At 71.7% G+C, this 14,681-nt stretch carries 14 protein-coding genes and 2 pseudogenes; 9 read left to right on the top strand and 7 right to left on the bottom strand.

The features are described from left to right. The first annotated feature begins 361 nt into the window (after window positions 1-361). The 3 genes from ACVW19_RS32110 to ACVW19_RS32100 all read left to right on the top strand — a co-directional run bounded on the left by ACVW19_RS32110 (window position 362) and on the right by ACVW19_RS32100 (window position 2,909). On the top strand, window positions 362-1,495 hold the full coding sequence (locus ACVW19_RS32110; protein ID WP_457463913.1) for a tetratricopeptide repeat protein: 1,134 nt from the start codon (window positions 362-364) through the stop codon (window positions 1,493-1,495). Further along, on the top strand, window positions 1,492-2,601 hold the full coding sequence (locus tag ACVW19_RS32105; RefSeq protein WP_457463911.1) for a polyprenyl synthetase family protein: 1,110 nt from the start codon (window positions 1,492-1,494) through the stop codon (window positions 2,599-2,601). Before ACVW19_RS32110 ends, ACVW19_RS32105 begins: the two co-directional genes overlap by 4 nt. A gap of 161 nt (window positions 2,602-2,762) precedes the next feature. Further along, a complete protein-coding gene (locus ACVW19_RS32100) occupies window positions 2,763-2,909 on the top strand; it encodes a hypothetical protein (protein ID WP_457463909.1) in 147 nt (48 codons plus the stop codon). Between the two features lie 103 nt (window positions 2,910-3,012). Here the strand turns inward: ACVW19_RS32100 and ACVW19_RS32095 are convergent, their stop codons facing one another. Further along, the gene (locus ACVW19_RS32095) at window positions 3,013-3,675 is read right to left on the bottom strand and encodes an IS6 family transposase (protein ID WP_457463907.1); all 663 of its coding nucleotides are present in this window, start codon (window positions 3,673-3,675) and stop codon (window positions 3,013-3,015) included. A 101-nt stretch (window positions 3,676-3,776) separates the two neighbouring features. Between ACVW19_RS32095 and ACVW19_RS32090 the strand changes: the two are divergent. Next, a pseudogene (locus ACVW19_RS32090) lies at window positions 3,777-4,335 on the top strand (alkaline phosphatase D family protein). A 300-nt stretch (window positions 4,336-4,635) separates the two neighbouring features. Here ACVW19_RS32090 and ACVW19_RS32085 read toward each other — a convergent pair. Next, window positions 4,636-6,786, bottom strand: a complete 2,151-nt coding sequence (locus tag ACVW19_RS32085; RefSeq protein ID WP_457463906.1) for a hypothetical protein — start codon at window positions 6,784-6,786, stop codon at window positions 4,636-4,638. A gap of 403 nt (window positions 6,787-7,189) precedes the next feature. Between ACVW19_RS32085 and ACVW19_RS32080 the strand changes: the two genes are divergently transcribed. Continuing rightward, window positions 7,190-7,801, top strand: a complete 612-nt coding sequence (locus tag ACVW19_RS32080) for a TetR/AcrR family transcriptional regulator (RefSeq protein ID WP_457463903.1) — start codon at window positions 7,190-7,192, stop codon at window positions 7,799-7,801. Beyond that, window positions 7,798-8,211, top strand: a complete 414-nt coding sequence (locus ACVW19_RS32075) for a DUF6069 family protein (protein ID WP_457463902.1) — start codon at window positions 7,798-7,800, stop codon at window positions 8,209-8,211. Before ACVW19_RS32080 ends, ACVW19_RS32075 begins: the two co-directional genes overlap by 4 nt. Window positions 8,212-8,279: 68 nt before the next feature. On the opposite strand, the gene ACVW19_RS32070 is transcribed toward ACVW19_RS32075, so the two are convergent. Continuing rightward, window positions 8,280-8,786: a hypothetical protein gene (locus ACVW19_RS32070; protein ID WP_457463900.1), complete on the bottom strand. Its 507-nt coding sequence runs from the start codon at window positions 8,784-8,786 to the stop codon at window positions 8,280-8,282. Between the two features lie 172 nt (window positions 8,787-8,958). Here ACVW19_RS32070 and ACVW19_RS32065 point away from each other — a divergent pair, with 172 nt between their 5' ends. Together ACVW19_RS32065 and ACVW19_RS32060 are read left to right on the top strand one after the other, a co-directional pair. Continuing rightward, window positions 8,959-10,236, top strand: coding sequence for an IS701 family transposase (locus tag ACVW19_RS32065; protein WP_457464876.1), 1,278 nt, complete (start codon window positions 8,959-8,961; stop codon window positions 10,234-10,236). After that, entirely contained in the window at window positions 10,233-10,499 is a 267-nt protein-coding gene (locus ACVW19_RS32060) for a hypothetical protein (RefSeq protein ID WP_457463898.1), read from the top strand. The genes ACVW19_RS32065 and ACVW19_RS32060 overlap by 4 nt, the downstream gene beginning before the upstream one ends. Before the next feature lie 48 nt (window positions 10,500-10,547). Here the strand turns inward: ACVW19_RS32060 and ACVW19_RS32055 are convergent. From ACVW19_RS32055 to ACVW19_RS32040, 4 genes and pseudogenes are all read right to left on the bottom strand, one after another. Beyond that, window positions 10,548-10,743: pseudogene (locus tag ACVW19_RS32055) on the bottom strand (ISAzo13 family transposase); the annotation flags it as partial. 79 nt (window positions 10,744-10,822) lie between these two features. Continuing rightward, the gene (locus tag ACVW19_RS32050; RefSeq protein ID WP_457463897.1) at window positions 10,823-11,179 is read right to left on the bottom strand and encodes a hypothetical protein; all 357 of its coding nucleotides are present in this window, start codon (window positions 11,177-11,179) and stop codon (window positions 10,823-10,825) included. A gap of 244 nt (window positions 11,180-11,423) precedes the next feature. Next, on the bottom strand, window positions 11,424-12,692 hold the full coding sequence (locus ACVW19_RS32045) for an amidase family protein (protein WP_457463895.1): 1,269 nt from the start codon (window positions 12,690-12,692) through the stop codon (window positions 11,424-11,426). A gap of 174 nt (window positions 12,693-12,866) precedes the next feature. After that, on the bottom strand, window positions 12,867-13,505 hold the full coding sequence (locus ACVW19_RS32040) for an HD domain-containing protein (RefSeq protein WP_457463893.1): 639 nt from the start codon (window positions 13,503-13,505) through the stop codon (window positions 12,867-12,869). A gap of 107 nt (window positions 13,506-13,612) precedes the next feature. On the opposite strand from ACVW19_RS32040, the gene ACVW19_RS32035 reads away from it, so the two are divergent. Further along, the gene (locus ACVW19_RS32035) at window positions 13,613-14,614 is read left to right on the top strand and encodes a GlxA family transcriptional regulator (protein WP_457463891.1); all 1,002 of its coding nucleotides are present in this window, start codon (window positions 13,613-13,615) and stop codon (window positions 14,612-14,614) included. The last annotated feature ends 67 nt before the right edge of the window (window positions 14,615-14,681 follow it).

Here is a 14,681-nt window from a genome sequence, read left to right as displayed (position 1 = left end):
GCCCGAAGCGCAAGTCCACCAGGCCCCGGCGCGCCCTCGGACACTCACACGCCCAACAGTGTGACAGCGCCGCTCGAGCGGCTCGTAACTCGGCACACCGCCCCCACCACGGACCGCCCGGCCGACAAGCAGCAGGCACGTAGGGTCGCGCGCCGACTCGTCACTGGTCCGTGCAACTGCCGCCGCTCCGCAGCCGCCGACGGCCGCAGGGCCGCCGTACACCTCGCCGACGACTTTCGCGTGCTGCTCGTAGCACTTGAGGATGACCCGGCACCCATAAGGAGACTGATTTCGCGGCTCATGCGGAACCTCCTCATGCCGTCGCCATCTTGATCACCAAGTCGACCGGAGGAGAGTCTTGATGGCCAGTCAGGCAAGTGGGACGGAGCGGGTGAAGGCTTCCGCGCCGGAGTACCAAGGGGCTCTCGGGTCGCTGTCGGTGAACGCCTCCCTGCCCGAGGTGCTCGCCCGGGGCGTCGAGGAGCTGCGGGCGGCGGAGCAGGCCGGTGACCGGCGGGAGATGGCCCGCTGCGGGCTGGCCGTGGCGGAGGCGTACCGGAGACTGGGGCGGATCGAGGAGGCCGACCGGGCGTGGAAGGCGAGCTACCGGGCCGCGCGTTCGGCCGGCCACGAGGGCGCAATGGCGTGGGCCCTGTGGAGCGGGGGCACACTGGCCCGGCAGCGGGGGGCGTTCGCTCTGGCGTACCGGTTGCTGCGGCTGGCGGCCGAGATGGGCAAGCGGGGCGGTGACGTCGTCGTACGGGGCTATTCGCTGGCGGGGCTCGCCGAAACGGGGCGAATACAGGGCGACTACGAGGCTGTGGGGAGACTGCACGAGCAGTTGCTGGCCGAGGCCCGCCGTCGCGGTGAGGCACGGCACACGGTGTGGGCACTGGAGGGCATCGCGCAGATGCACCGCAACACCGGTTCCTACGACAAGGCGCTGGCACTGTTCGAGGAGGCGGCCGAGACGGCGCTGCGTGCGGAAGACCGGCGCGGGTGGGCATGGGCGCTGCGGGGCATCGCGGATGTGGTGTCCGTACGCGACGAAGAAGTGGGGCGTGCCCTGTCGCTGCTGTCGCAGGCGGAGGAGGCCTGCCGGGAGATGCGGTTGTCGAGCGCCCTCGCCTACAACCACAAGATGCGGGGCAACGTGCTGTACCGGGCTGGTCGTTACGCCGAGGCCCGGGAGCTGTATGCGCGGGCACTGGAGGAGTTCCGCGAGATCGAGGAGCCGCGGGGGACGGCACTGTCGCGACTGGGGCTGGTCAAGGCACGTGCCCGGCTGGGCCGGGACGCTGCGCGGAGCGCCGCCGAGCTGGCGGAGCTGCGCTCGACGCTCGACCGCATCGGGCTGCGGCACGCCCGGGAGATGGTGGAGAAGGCGGCGGTTGAACTGGGGCTGGGGCCGCTACCGGACGAAGGCCGAGGGCCGGTGCTGCCGGCGGGCGGGGCGGAGGCGCTGCAGGCGGTCGGCGTGGAGGGGCTGCGATGAGTTCCTCCTTGTCGTCGGTGTACTCACCCTCCGGCTCGGCGGACGCTGCTGCGACGGGAGTGTCGCACGGTCACGGCGCCGCGGTAGGCGGTGTTCTGGAGCGTTGTCGTGAGCTGGTGCGGCCGTCGCTGGTGGAGGCGGTGGGGCGGCTGCATCCCTGGACCGGTGAGATGGCGGCGTACGCGCTGGGCTGGAGCGATGCAGCCGGGACGCCGGATCCGGGCGGCTCCGAGGGCAAGGGTGTGCGGCAGGCGCTCGCCGTGCTGGGGGCCGAGGCGGTGGGGGCGGACGGCGGAGTGGCTGTCGCGGGTGCGGTGGCTGTGGAGCTGGTACACACGTTCTCCCTGCTGCACGACGACATCATGGACGGTGACGGCCTGCGGCGGCAGCGCCCGGCGGTGTGGAAGGCCTATGGGACGGGTCCGGCCGTCCTGGCCGGCGACGCGCTACTGGCTCTCGCCGTGCAGTGCCTGGCCGAGACACCGGGGCCCTGGACGGGGGAAGCGGTCCGGCGGTTGGGTGGGACGCTCAACGCGCTCGTGTGCGGGCAGGCGGAGGACCTGCGGTTCGAGCGGCGTCCGTGGAGCGGGGCCGGTGCGGTGGATCCTGGGCAGTACCGGTCGATGGCGGAGGGCAAGACCGGGTCCTTGCTGGGTTGTGCGATCGCGCTCGGTGCGGTGCTGGGCGGTGCTCCTGCCGGGACCGTGGCGGTGCTGGAGCAGGCTGGGCTGCATCTGGGCGTGGCCTTCCAGGCGGTGGACGACCTGCTGGGCATCTGGGGTGAGCCGGCGGTGACGGGCAAGCCCGTCCACGGCGACCTGCGGCTGCGCAAGAAGACCTACCCAGTACTCGCGGCGCTGGCCGGGGACGGGCCGGCCGCGCGGGAACTGGCGGTACTGCTGGAGGCGCCCGGGCTGCTGGACGGTGCGGCTGCGGCGCATGCCGCCATGCTGGTGGAGGAGGCGGGCGGGCGGGCCGCAGCCCGTGAGGAGGCGCGCCGGCATCTGGACGCCGCGCGTCACGGTCTGCGCGGGGTGCCCCTCGCGCGGGGCGCGGCCGAGGATCTGGACGCGTTGTTCGCCTGCCTGCTCGACCGCAGTTGGTGAAGCGTGTACCGCTCGAAAAGTCATCGCCACCAGGCCCTGAAGATCCATCTGGGACGGGAGAGGTCGGTCGTACGTACCGCCCTCTCCCGTGATGGCGACCGGGGGGTTCGCGCAGCCCAACAGAGCAAGATCGATCCCGACCGGATCTCCTCACTGCAACGGTGCGGCTCGCCCTGCTCATCACCGCCGGACAGACCGCAACGAACCCGCAAGCCCTGGGCGCCGCCCGACTCGAAGTCGTCCAGGAACTCCTCAACGACCTCCTGCCCCACGCCGCGACCGCCGCGACCGCCGCTGCCAACGGCTGAAGAAACCACCGAGCAACACGTTCGAAGGCGCTGTCACGTTGTTGAGGGTGTGAGCGCCTGACGGCGCGTCGGGTGTGGTGGGGCCGGGTTCCGGCTTTCGTGCTCAGGCCGCGGCAGGCCGGCCGGCGACGCTGATGACCTGATCCCGGATGGCGAAGCGGATGATCACCTCGACGCGGTAACCGTGCGCGCTCATCAGGTGGCGGCGGGGCCGAAGGGGGGTGAGACACCGCCGAACGCGGCCAGGAACCGCTGTGCCCCGCCGACGCTGCGGAAAGCCCTTCATCGCGCGCTCACGCCGCCTCGTCGGCTGGTGGCTGTTCTCCGCCCGGTTGTTCAGGCCCTTGTGACAGCGATGCTCGACGGAGGGCATCACCTCGCGGTGGGTGGGGCTGTGGGAACGGAGCCGGTCGGTGACGATCACCTGCGGAACCGAGCGGGTCGTCTTCAGCAGGCGGCGGAAGAAGCGCCGGGCCGCGGCCTCGTCCCTTCGGCCCTGGACCAGGATGTCGAGCACGGTGCCGTCGGCGTCGACGGCCCGCCCAGGTACTTCGGCTCGCCGTTGATCTTGATGAAGAGCTCGTCGAGGTGCCACGTGTCCTCGGGCCGGGGCCGTCGGCGGCGCAGGCCGCCCGGACTGCGCGCGCCGGCGGCAGATGGTCTCGTGGGAGACGAGGAGGCCGCGCTGAAGCATCAGCTCCTCGACCTCGCGGAAGCCGAGCGGGAAGCGGAAGCACCGCCACACGCAGTGCGCGATGATCTCCACCGGGTACCGGTGGCCCTGGTCCGACGGCGACGAGCTCCCCCACAGACGGTCCCCCCCTCCACCATGATCAACTCAAAGTTCCTCCCACGCCATTCGCCCATGTGACAGTGCCGGCCTGGCTGCTGAACGGGTTCGAACGGTCCCGGGCGCGGTGGCGGATTCTCGCCAACCAGGCGCCGATGGCCGGGACCGACATGGACACCGGCCCGGACGTCAGCGTCTTCATGGACCCCTGGGACGGGTACGAAGCCAACCGCCGACGCGTCCTCGAGGGCGCGCGACCGCGGTGTCGACAACCTCGTCGTCCTCACCGGCGACCGCCACCGTCACCACGCCGGCGACGTGAAGGCCGACTACCGCGCCCCAAAGGCACCGGTCATGGCCGGCGAGTTCGTCTGCACCGCGGTCTCCACCGAGGGCGACGGCGCCGACCAGGACGCCTACAACCGCGACTCGCTCCTCTCGAACCCGCACATCAAGTTCGCCAACTACCGCCGCGGCCACATCCGGGCCACGGTGACACCGGACCTGTGGACGACCGACTTCCGGGTCGTCCCCTATGTCACCAGGCCCGGTGCAGCGGTCTCCACCCGAGCGACATACGTCGTCGAGAACGGTCGCCCCGGCGTCCGGCTCGACAGCGAGGGACCAGCCGTCTGACCGGCGCCGTGGGGGGGCAGGACCGGGCCGGACGCGCTGTGCCGGGTGATACCGGCGCACGGCCGGGTGCTTGAACAGGTGAGGGCCTGCTGGGTTCGGTGCGGATTGTTACATCTGCACCGCCACTCGGCAGGCCCTCGTGTCCACCGTGGCGCCCCGCTGCCCCTGCCGCACCAGCGGCGCGGACATCTCCCCGCCGGACTCCCCGACCGTCACTCCTGGCGAAGCCCTGCCGGGCCCGGGCGTTGGTACGCAGCAGGGTGGGTGCGCCTGCAGGCTGTCGGCCGGGGCCGGGGCATGTCAGCGGCGGCGCCCGGACGATGCCCGCTGCGCCGTCTTCTTCGCGTGGGCCGCCGCGTCTGCCACCGTGCGGTCCGGGTGGTGGGCGTGCAGGGTGTCCAGGATGCGCAGCGACGTGCCCGGGTCCGCCTCGGCCAGGGCGTCGGTGAGGGCTGCGGCGCCGCCGGGCCAGGCGGCGGCCGCCGTGTCGAAGGCGGGGAGCAGGGTGGTCGGCGGGATGTCGGCCGCGGCCGGGGTGCCCGTCTCGCCCGCGTCGTACCGGCGCTTCACATGGCCGAGCATGTCGTCGATCCAGCGCTGGTCCAGCTCCTCGACGAGCACCGTGGCGCGGGCGGTGAGGGGGACCGTGTCCTCGGGGACGGACTCTCCCCGGGCCAGCAGCAGCCCGCGGGCGGCGGCCCCGGTCACCGGGTCGGTGAGCGCGGCGCGCAGCACCGTGTCGGGGATCGCGGCGACATCGAGGCGGGCGAAGTACTCGGACGTGCGGGCGGCATCGGCCTCGTCGGCCTTGGCCGCGGAGACGGCGTCGAGCAGTTCGCCCCATGCCGCGTCCGTGCCACCGTGGTGCGCGGCCCACGCGGCAAGCGTGGCGGCGGCGATCCGGGTGGGCCAGTGGCGGGTGGCGGCCACGGTCTCGGCCGCGTTCCACTCCGCCACGGTTTCCTGGTCGGGGGCGGCCACATGGCCGGCGGTGAGCACGTGGCGCATGACGGCGGCGCCGAGCGGGGTGAGCCCGTAGGTGTCGCCGGTACGGAAGACGCAGCCGGTGGCGGCCAGTTGGTCCACGAGCGACGCCAGGCCGTGTGCGGGGAGGTCGAGTTCGGCGCGGTCGGCGTCCGTGACGGCGGGCATCCCGAGGAGTTGGGACAGTTCCTCGGGTGACGGGAGCTCGTAGGCGTCGGGGGCGTTGCGCGACACGGGCGTCGGAGCGTCCTCCAGTTCGGGCGGCAGGCCGTCGGACTTCGCGTCGGCGATCTTGCGGGCGACCGAGTCGGGGGTGCTGCCGCGTTCGTACAGCGAGTAGAGGAGGTGCGCTGCGTCGAACGAGTACGCCTCCTGCGGGCCGGTGACCGGCGGCAGCCGTTCGGCCTGGGCGGCCAGGACGTCGGCGGCCAGCTCGAGCAGCTCCTGCGGGGTGCCGTCGGCCCACACGGCGGTGGCGGGGCCGGGCAGGCCGCAGCGTTCCGCGACGTCGCGCAGCTCGTCGTCGAAGGTCCCGGCCGCGAGCGCCGCGGGGAGCGGGGCGGCGTGCAGCAGGTCCCGGATCTCGTCGGGCGACGGGACGGCCGGCGGGGGCGGCAGCGGGACGGACGAGTCGCCGTAGTAGTCGAGGTGTTCGTCGAGCATGCGGTCGGCGAGCACGACGTGCGGCATCGTCTCCGGGGCGGGGGCGAGTGCGGCGTACCGGGCGGCGAACGCCTCCGCAAGCCCCGCCGCGGTCCACCGGTCGGTCAACGCATCGGCGATACGATCCAGTTCACTGCTGAGCGCGTCGTCGGGGCGTCGGTCGTCCAGCGGCGGTGTGGGCAGCAGCGGGCCTGCCGGTGATGCCTCGCGGGTGTCGCGGGCGAACGCGGCGAGCAGCGCCTCGCCGAGACGGATCCGCACGGCGAACGTCCGTTCCGCGAGGTCGAAGCGGTGCAGCGGCTCGGGCAGGGCCGGCCGGTCGGCGTGCGGTGTGTTCTCGTGGGCGTCGAGCCAGGCCCCCACGGCGGCGGGGTCGTCCGGGTCGACACCGTCGGCGGTCAGCAGCGACGCGTACCAGCGGTGCCAGGTCAGATTCGCCGGGTCCGCCATGGCGCGGCGGAAGCCGGGCACGGCGTCCTCGACGGCGGCGAGCAGGCGCGCGTGACGCTTGGCGTTGAGTCGGCCCGCTGCCCGGACCCGGTCGGCGAGGGTGCCGAGGACGCCGGGCAGGGCGTCCAGCTCGTCGTCGCCGGCGCACAGCAGCTGCGGCAGGTCCTCGTGCAGCACCTGCCGCAGCAGGCCGGGGGTCGGCTCCGGCACGCCCGCCCTGCGGTCCGCTCCGCGCAGCGCGAGCATCGTCAGTACAGCGTCCGTGAGGCGCACCGGCAGTGCGACGCCTCTCTCCCCCGTCGCCCAGGTGAGGAAGTCGTCGCGGCCGGTGTTCAAGGCGTTCGTACGAGTCACTCGTGGAGCGTATGAGTGCGGGCCGCCCCGGTGATCCTCCCGGGTCCGGGGTTAGCCCGATCGAGCGAGTGATACGTCTGTGCGGCCCGCTCCCCGGCACACCGGGCGGAGCGGCGGCGAGGCCGGTCGGAGCCCGGAACCGGCAGGGGTGGGGCGGGATTCGCGTGGTGGCGATGAGTTCGCGTCGGGCGGGCAGTCAGCACTGCACATGGACACCTCCGACACCACATCCCTGCCCGATCTCACTCCCGCCTAGCACTCCAGCCGTAGTCGTGGATTTTGGTGGGCTGCCATCGGCAATCAGCCGAGTACGGGAAAAGTGGGCGGAGTGAGGACTCACTCATTGACGGAGTGAGTCCTCACTCATTGACGGAGTGAGTCCTCACTCCGTACTCTCGCGGTCATGACAGCACCCAGGGAGAACCCGACCACCCGCCGCCGCGCCCCCGGCATGTCGCCGGAGCGGCGCCGCGAAATGATCATCCAGACCGCGATCCCGCTGATCGCCGAGTACGGCGCCGCGGTGACCACCGCGAAGATCGCCCGCGCCGCGGGCATCGGCGAGGGCACGATCTTCCGGGTCTTCGCCGACAAGGACGAACTGCTGCAGGCCTGCATGGCCGAGGCGCTCTCCCCCGAGCACGCGGTCCGCGAGCTCGACGCGATCGACGTGTCCCAGCCGCTGCCCGACCGGCTCGCGGAGGCGGCCGAGGCGCTGCAGGCGCACCTGTCCCGGATGGGCGCGATCGCCGGCTCGCTGGGGCATCGCGGCGGCAAGCACCCCGGCACGGTGCGCGGCGCGGGCCGCGACGAGTCGACGACCCGTATCCACGCGGCCCTCGCGGAACTGCTGGAGCCCGACAAGGCCGCCCTGCGCCGGCCGCCGGAGCAGATCGCGGCCCTCTTCTTCGGGCTGCTCTTCACCCAGCCGCGTACGGAGGACGAGCCCGACCTGACCGCGCGGGAGCTGGTGGAGGTCTTCCTGCACGGGGCGCTCTCGGGGGGCGCCAGGTGAGCGCGCGGAGAAGGCGCCTGGGGGTTGCGGCCCTGGCCGTCCTGGCCCCCGTCCTGGTGTGGCTGGTCGCGGACCCGCTGCTGGGGCACCGGCTGCGGATCGCCGACGGCGAGCAGACGCTCGACATCGGCGCCGCGCCCGTGGCGGTCGTCGCACTGCTCGCGTCGCTCTCCGGCTGGGGACTGCTGGCCGCCCTGGAGCGGTTCGGGGCGCGGCGCGCCCGCGCCATCTGGACCGGGGTGGCCGGCGCCGTACTGGCCGTGTCCTTCCTGCCGTTCATCGGCGACGGCATGGACGGCGGCACCCGGGTCTCCCTCGCCCTGATGCACCTGGCGGTGGCGGCGGTGCTGGTCCCGGGGCTGGGCGGCAGGTCCCCCGGGGCGGGAGCCGGTGCCGCCGGGGGGGGGTGACCGCCGGCACCAGGCTGGTCCCAGGGCCTCGGCACGCGTGAGGGTGCCCGGTTTTCGGGGCGGGTGCTTTAGCGCAGTGAGTGACGCTGGTAGCGCGACTCCGGTGGCCCGACGGTCAGCCCGTTCTCGTCGAGGGCGTTGAAGATGGTCAGTTGGCTGCGGGGGAAGCAGAAGCTGACGGCGACTGTTCCCTGGGCCATGTCGCTCCCGGTCCATTCGAGGAGTTCGACGTCCTGGAGGACCTGGCCCTGCAGGGCGTGCAGCTCGGGGCGCATGTCGTGGCGCCACTGGAGATCGAAGTCGGGCCACTGGACCGGCTGGTGGGGGTCGGCCGTGTTCCAGGTGATCGAGAGGTCGTCGAACTTTGCGTGGTTGATCTCAACCTGTTCTCCGGTGAAGTCGAGCAGGACTGGGCAGTCGGAGAACCACTCGCTGCCCTGAACGTCCCAGACCAGCCAGGCATGGGTCAACGGGCGGCCGATGAGCGCACGCAGCTGCTGACCGTGGCCTGCCACGACCGCGGAGCGACCGTTGAGCCATTGGGGCCGGTAGCTTTCGATCCCGAAGTTGAACACGCCAGGGTCCTCTCAGAATCAGACATCACGCGACTTTCACCGAGGCTCTGGGGCTGGTCCGGGAACCGGTGCGGCCACCGGTGATCATCGGTGTGTGAAGACAGAAGATCAGACGGTGGCCGCAGGTCACAGCATAGATCCTGCCCGGTGGCAGGCCAGATTCGAGGTCCTGATGGGCCGCATCGCGGGGCGGTTCGCCCGGGTGGAACCGCGGCGCCGAGCAAGGGCGATGGTGCTCGGTTCGCTGTCGGACCTGCCACGCAAGAATTGCTGGACGCTCGCCGAGTACGCCGGGGACGCAACCCCGGACGGCCTGCGGCACCTGCTGTCCAGGGCCAGGTGGGACGCCGACGCGGTCCGCGACGACATCCGCAGCTTCGTCGTCGAGCAACTGCACGACCACGACGTGGTGTTGGCCGTCGATGAGACCGGCGACCTGAAGAAGGGCACCGCCACGGTGGGCGTGCAGCGTCAGCACACCGGCACCGCCGGACGCGTCGAGAACAGTCAGGTGGCCGTTTACCTCGCCTACTCGACCCCGCGGGGGCACGCGGCGGTCGACCGGGAACTACACGTTCCGCGCTCCTGGACCCAGGACACGGCCCGCTGCCGTGCGGCCGGGATCCCTGACACCGTCGGCTTCGCCACGAAACCCGCGCTCGCCGCACGCATGATCGGCCGTGCGTTGGACGCCGGCGTCCCCGCCTCCTGGGTGGCCGGTGACGAGGTCCACGGAGGCAACCCGCACCTACGGACCACGCTGGAGGGACGGCAGGTCGGCTACGTCCTCGCCGTCGCCTGCGACCACCAGATCACCACCCGCGCGGGCAAGTTCCGCGCCGACGTCCTGGCCAAGAAGCTGCCGAAGCGGGCCTGGCAGAAGCTCTCCGCCGGCGCCGGAGCCAAAGGGCACCGCTTCTACGACTGGGCCCTGGCCGACATCGCCGACGACCGGCCCGGCCATCGCCACCTGCTCGTCCGCCGCAACCGGCGCACCGGCGAACTCGCCTTCCACCGCTGCTACTCGGCAGCCCGAGTGCCGCTGTCCACCCTCGTGGAGGTGGCAGGACGCAGGTGGACGGTCGAGGAGACCTTCCAGTCCGGCAAGGGCCTGGCCGGGCTCGACGAACACCAGGTCAGGCGCTGGACATCCTGGCACCGCTGGGTCACCCTCGCGATGCTCGCCCACGCTTTCCTTGCCGCGGCAACCGCCGATGAACGTGCACAGGAACGGGCTCCGGACGACCTGATCCCGCTGACCTGCAACGAGATCCAGCACCTGTTCACCACACTCGTCGCCCAGACCGGCCACACAGTCATGCACAGGGCGGATTCCAGCCGTCGGCGCAACTGGACAAGCCGTACGTCATCGCCGGCGTCAACGTCATCGCGGCGGACACGACGGAAGACGCCCAGGAGCATTTCCACGCCACGAAGCGCCACCGCGTGACCCAGATGCTCGGCCGAGGCGGCCGGACGTTCACGCCGGAGGAGGCGGACGTGATCCTCGAGACCCCCGCCGGACAGCAGGTTCTGCAAATGCTCCAGTACACCACCGTCGGCAATTCCGCCGAGGTCAAGGATTACCTGGACCGCTTCACCGAGCTCGCCCAGGCGGACGAGTTGGTCATCGTGTCCTCGGCCATCGACAGGGGGGCGTGGCTGAGGTCGCTGGAGTTGCCGGCGGAGATCAGCGGACAGGCATCCGCCTGACGGGCCGGGGAGCTGTCGAAAAATAACTCCTCGGTTCCGGGTACGGGTTCATCGGCTCAGCGCGTGGCCGGCGATGGCGGCGAGTTGGTCGGCCGTGGTCACGGTGATGGCGCCGGTGGGAATGGTGCGGTCGAGGGCCTGAAGGACTCGGGTGGCTTCGTGGACGGCGCCCCGATCAGCGCCTTGGAGGTGCCCAGGAGTGCCGCGAGTGGCGGTTGGGGAACACCCAGCGGGTCTTGAGCACGCCGAAGTTTCCCCGACCCATGGCAGAGACAACGAGTCAGACGCGAGCCTGACACCTGAACCTGCGCTTGCCGGTGACCTCATCCGCTCTGGTCGGAGCCGGTGTGAGGGGTGTACGGGATGTCGAGCGCGGTCGGTCGGGTCTGCGCCGTCGCGCGGCTGTCGACCAACGCGGCATGATGACCAACCGTGCTGCTGCGACCGGCCCACCTGGGCAGGGCGAACGCGTTCGCCCTGCTGCGCCTGCTGTCGATGAGCGATCGGGACACGGACGTGGAGATCCTCGCCCTGCGCCACCAACTGTCGGTGCCGGAGCGCCAACCCGGTAAGGAGAAGGTGCGGTCCAGCCCGAGCGACCGGGCGCTCCCGGCGGCGCTGCCGTACCGGCTCCCGTCGGAGGTACCGCACAGGCTGCGGCCGCCGGTCCGGCCGGACACGGTGCTACGGCGGCGCCGCGACCTGGTCGCCCGCCGCCACGCCGCCCAGTCCCGGACGGAGCGCCCGGGCCGGCCCCGCACCGTGCGCTCCGTCCGCGCCCCGGTGCTGCGCCCGGCGTGGGAAAATCCCCCGTGGGGCTGCCGGCGCCTCCACGGCGAGCCGCTTCGGCAAGGACAACGTTGCTGGCCGATGCGGTCATCGGGGCAGCACTTCACGCCTCCGGCAGGGAGGCGTGCAGGGGTGTCAGGACGGTGTCAGGGTCGCGGAGTCGGCGGTGTGATCGGCGAGTGCGGCGGTCAGGGCGCGATCGCTTCCGGCGGTCGCGACGAGACTGATCCCGACGGGGCCGACCTGGCTCTGCACTCCGGGCAGGGTCAGGACCGGCAGGCCCGCCACGCTTGCAGCGCAGATCAGCTGCACGGTCGCGGTACGCAGTGCCATGCCGGTGACGGCCGGGCCGGGCGGGGGAGCCGCCGTTGGGGCCGCCGGCTGTACGAGCGCGGTCCCGGGCGGGATCAGTTCGGCGAGCGTGCTCCGCGCCTGGATCACGGTGTCCCGGGCCCACGCGAGGTATTCGGCCGGCATGCCCTCGCCCGCAGCGATGGCGTCTGCGACGAGGGGCGAGACGGCCTCGCGGTGCGCCTGCAGCCAGCTGCCGTGCAGCTGCCACATCTCCACGGCCTGGAGGACACCCAGCGCCTCCGCCCACTCCTCGAGATGTGCGGCGCAGGTGCTGCTCCTCGGCTGCAGCGGGACGGCCAGCCGGTCCGCCCACTCGTGGGCTGCGTCGTGCAGCGGCAGACGCAGTGCCGGGTCCACCAGGTCGAACAGGTCCGTGGCCAGGAGCAGCCGTTTGATCGGCTGAGCGGGTCGCCGCGGAAGGAGCACGTCGGACACCCGGCTGAGCAGTTGCGGTGTTCGGGTGATCCAGCTCACGGTGTCGAACGAGGGTGCGAGACCGATCTGGCCGGTGTCCGGGACCAGACCGTGTGACGGCCGCAGACTGTACAGCCCGCAGTAGGAGGTCGGCACCCGCACCGAGCCCGCCGTGTCGGTGCCCAGACCGATGTCGGCCAGACCCAGGGCGACGGCGCTGGCCGAGCCGCTCGAGGACCCTCCGGGTACCCGCCCGGGCGCCGCGGGATTCGGTGGCATCCCGTAGTGCGTGTTGAGCCCGGACAGGCCGTAGGCCAGCTCGTCGGCCCGTGCGATACCGGTGACGTCCGCCCCTGCCTGCAGCAGGGCCTGGACGGCCGCGGCGTGGGCGGACTCGATCGGTGCCTCGCGCAGCCATGCCGGATTTCCCGCCCCGATCGCATGGCCGGCGACAGCGAAGAGGTCCTTCACCGCGATCCGGGAGCCGGACAACACGCCCCCCGCGGGCGCCGCGACCAGCGGATCACCGACAACACGCCAGACCGACGGGTCGATCTCCCCTGGAGCCGAGACGTCATCGCGGGGAGCGCTTGTCGTTCCACCGCTGTCGTGGCGAGGCGGGATCAGGAGCGGCACGTTGGCAACGGCAGGACTCGGCTGCTGGGCGGGCATGAGTGACCTCGACGTGATCGGGAGGCAAGTGCGTACAACCGTACGTACAGGGGGTGAACTGGCTGAAGCCGGGTCGGATGACGACGCTGTCACCGCGCTTGTGGCGCCGGCCGGTCCTCGTCGGTCGAGGGGTCGGGGTTATTCGGGCCAGGCGGAGTTCTTGATGACCTCGACGAAGTCGCCGCGGACGAATCCGGGCACGTAGTGGGCGAGTACGTCGGCCTTGACGTTGCCGAACGTCGTCTCGGGGCGGTCCTTGATGCCCTCGGTGAACGCGGCCAGGATGTGGTTCTTGAAGTCCGGGCGGGGGTGGGCCTCCACCACGGCCGCACGCTGTTCGTCGGAGACCGCGTGGTAGCCGATGCCCAGGACGTCCAGTTCCACTCCCCGGGTGACCAGGGCGATCTCGGGGGCCATGTGCAGCGGGATCTCCGGCGTGGTGTGCAGGGCGATCGCCGTCCAGACCCGGTCGGCCTCCTCGCCGGTGATGCCGTGGGCGTGCAGGAACTGTCGTGCCTCGTCGGCACCGTCGATCTCGAAGCGCTGGTCGGTGCGGCGGAACCGCTTGGTCAGCCCCAGGTCGTGGAACATCGCCCCGACGTACAGCAGCTCCGGATCGAACCGGAGCCCCTGTTCGCGCCCGCGCAGCGATCCCCACAGGAACACGCGCCGGGAGTGGTCGAACAGCAGCGGTGAGGCTGCCTCACGGACCAGTTCGGTCGCCTCCCGCGCCAGAGTGCTGTCCGGGATCCGCACACTCGCGACCGTCTCGCTCATGATCTCTCTCCACTCCCTTGTCTCAGCGGTCCGGCTTCCCTTCCAGGGTCGCCGGGCACGTACCATGGCGCCATGTCTTTTCTGCCAGAGAAACCACAGATCCAGACATGACGCATCGCGTGGGTTTCGTGGTGTTCGACGGTGTGACCATGCTGGACGTCAGCGGCCCCGCGGAGGTCCTGCACCAGGCGAGCCGGCTCGACCACCCCTACGACCTAGTCCTGATCTCCGCGTGCGGTGGAGAGGTCAGGACCTCGACCGGGATGCCGCTGAGCGGCACCGTGACGGCGGCCGAGGCCGGCCGGATCGACACGGCGCTCGTGGCCGGAGGCGACCGCCTGACCGAGCAGCCGATGGACGCGGAGCTGCTGGCGACGACCCGCACCGTGGCCGCACGGGCAACGCGGGTCGCCTCGGTGTGCACCGGCGCCTTCGTCCTGGCCGAACTCGGCCTGCTCGACGGGCGCCGGGCGACCACCCACTGGCGGCACGCCGACACACTCGCCCGCCGTCACCCCCGGGTACGCGTCGAGCCGGATGCGATCCATGTCCGGGACGGACGGTTCATCACCTCCGCCGGTATCAGCGCGGGCATCGACCTGACACTGGCCATCGTCGAGGACGACCACGGAGCCGATGCGGCCCGCCGCATCGCACGCGAACTGGTCGTCTTCCTGCAGCGTCCAGGCGGACAGTCACAATTCACCACGGCCACCACCCCGCCCGCGCGCAATGACCTCCTGCGCACCCTGATCAGTTCCGTGCTGGCCGACCCGGCCGCTGATCACGGCCTGCCGTCCATGGCCCGCGCCGCGGCCGTCAGTCCCCGGCACCTGACCCGGTTGTTCCACACCGAACTGGGCACCACCCCCGCCCGCTGGGTCGAGCGGGTCCGTCTCGACCGCGCCCAACAACTCCTCCTCGACGGGCACAGCGTCACCTCGGCGGCCCGGCACAGCGGCTTCGGCAGCGACGAGACCCTCCGCCGCGTCTTCGTCCGCCACCTCGGCATCACCCCCACCGCCTACCGCCAACGCTTCGCCACCACCGGCACGGCCCGGACCGCGATTCCCGAAGCCAAGGACACGGTGGAACACCGCAGGGTCTGAACACCGGCTCTCCGCCAGTCCTCGTCGACGAGAGCGACGGCTGCGAGTACACGCGCACTACTTTGGG

This window comes from Streptomyces sp. TE5632, from assembly GCF_054061295.1.
This window is presented reverse-complemented; position numbering and strand designations above follow the sequence as displayed.

Bases quoted from the DNA above. Each gene is read 5' to 3' on its own strand.
- ACVW19_RS32110 (WP_457463913.1), top strand. From the start codon at position 362: ATGGCCAGTCAGGCAAGTGGGACGGAGCGGGTGAAGGCTTCCGCGCCG.
- ACVW19_RS32105 (WP_457463911.1), top strand. From the start codon at position 1,492: ATGAGTTCCTCCTTGTCGTCGGTGTACTCACCCTCCGGCTCGGCGGAC.
- ACVW19_RS32080 (WP_457463903.1), top strand. From the start codon at position 7,190: ATGACAGCACCCAGGGAGAACCCGACCACCCGCCGCCGCGCCCCCGGC.
- ACVW19_RS32065 (WP_457464876.1), top strand. From the start codon at position 8,959: ATGGGCCGCATCGCGGGGCGGTTCGCCCGGGTGGAACCGCGGCGCCGA.
- ACVW19_RS32040 (WP_457463893.1), bottom strand. From the start codon at position 13,505: ATGAGCGAGACGGTCGCGAGTGTGCGGATCCCGGACAGCACTCTGGCG.
- ACVW19_RS32035 (WP_457463891.1), top strand. From the start codon at position 13,613: ATGACGCATCGCGTGGGTTTCGTGGTGTTCGACGGTGTGACCATGCTG.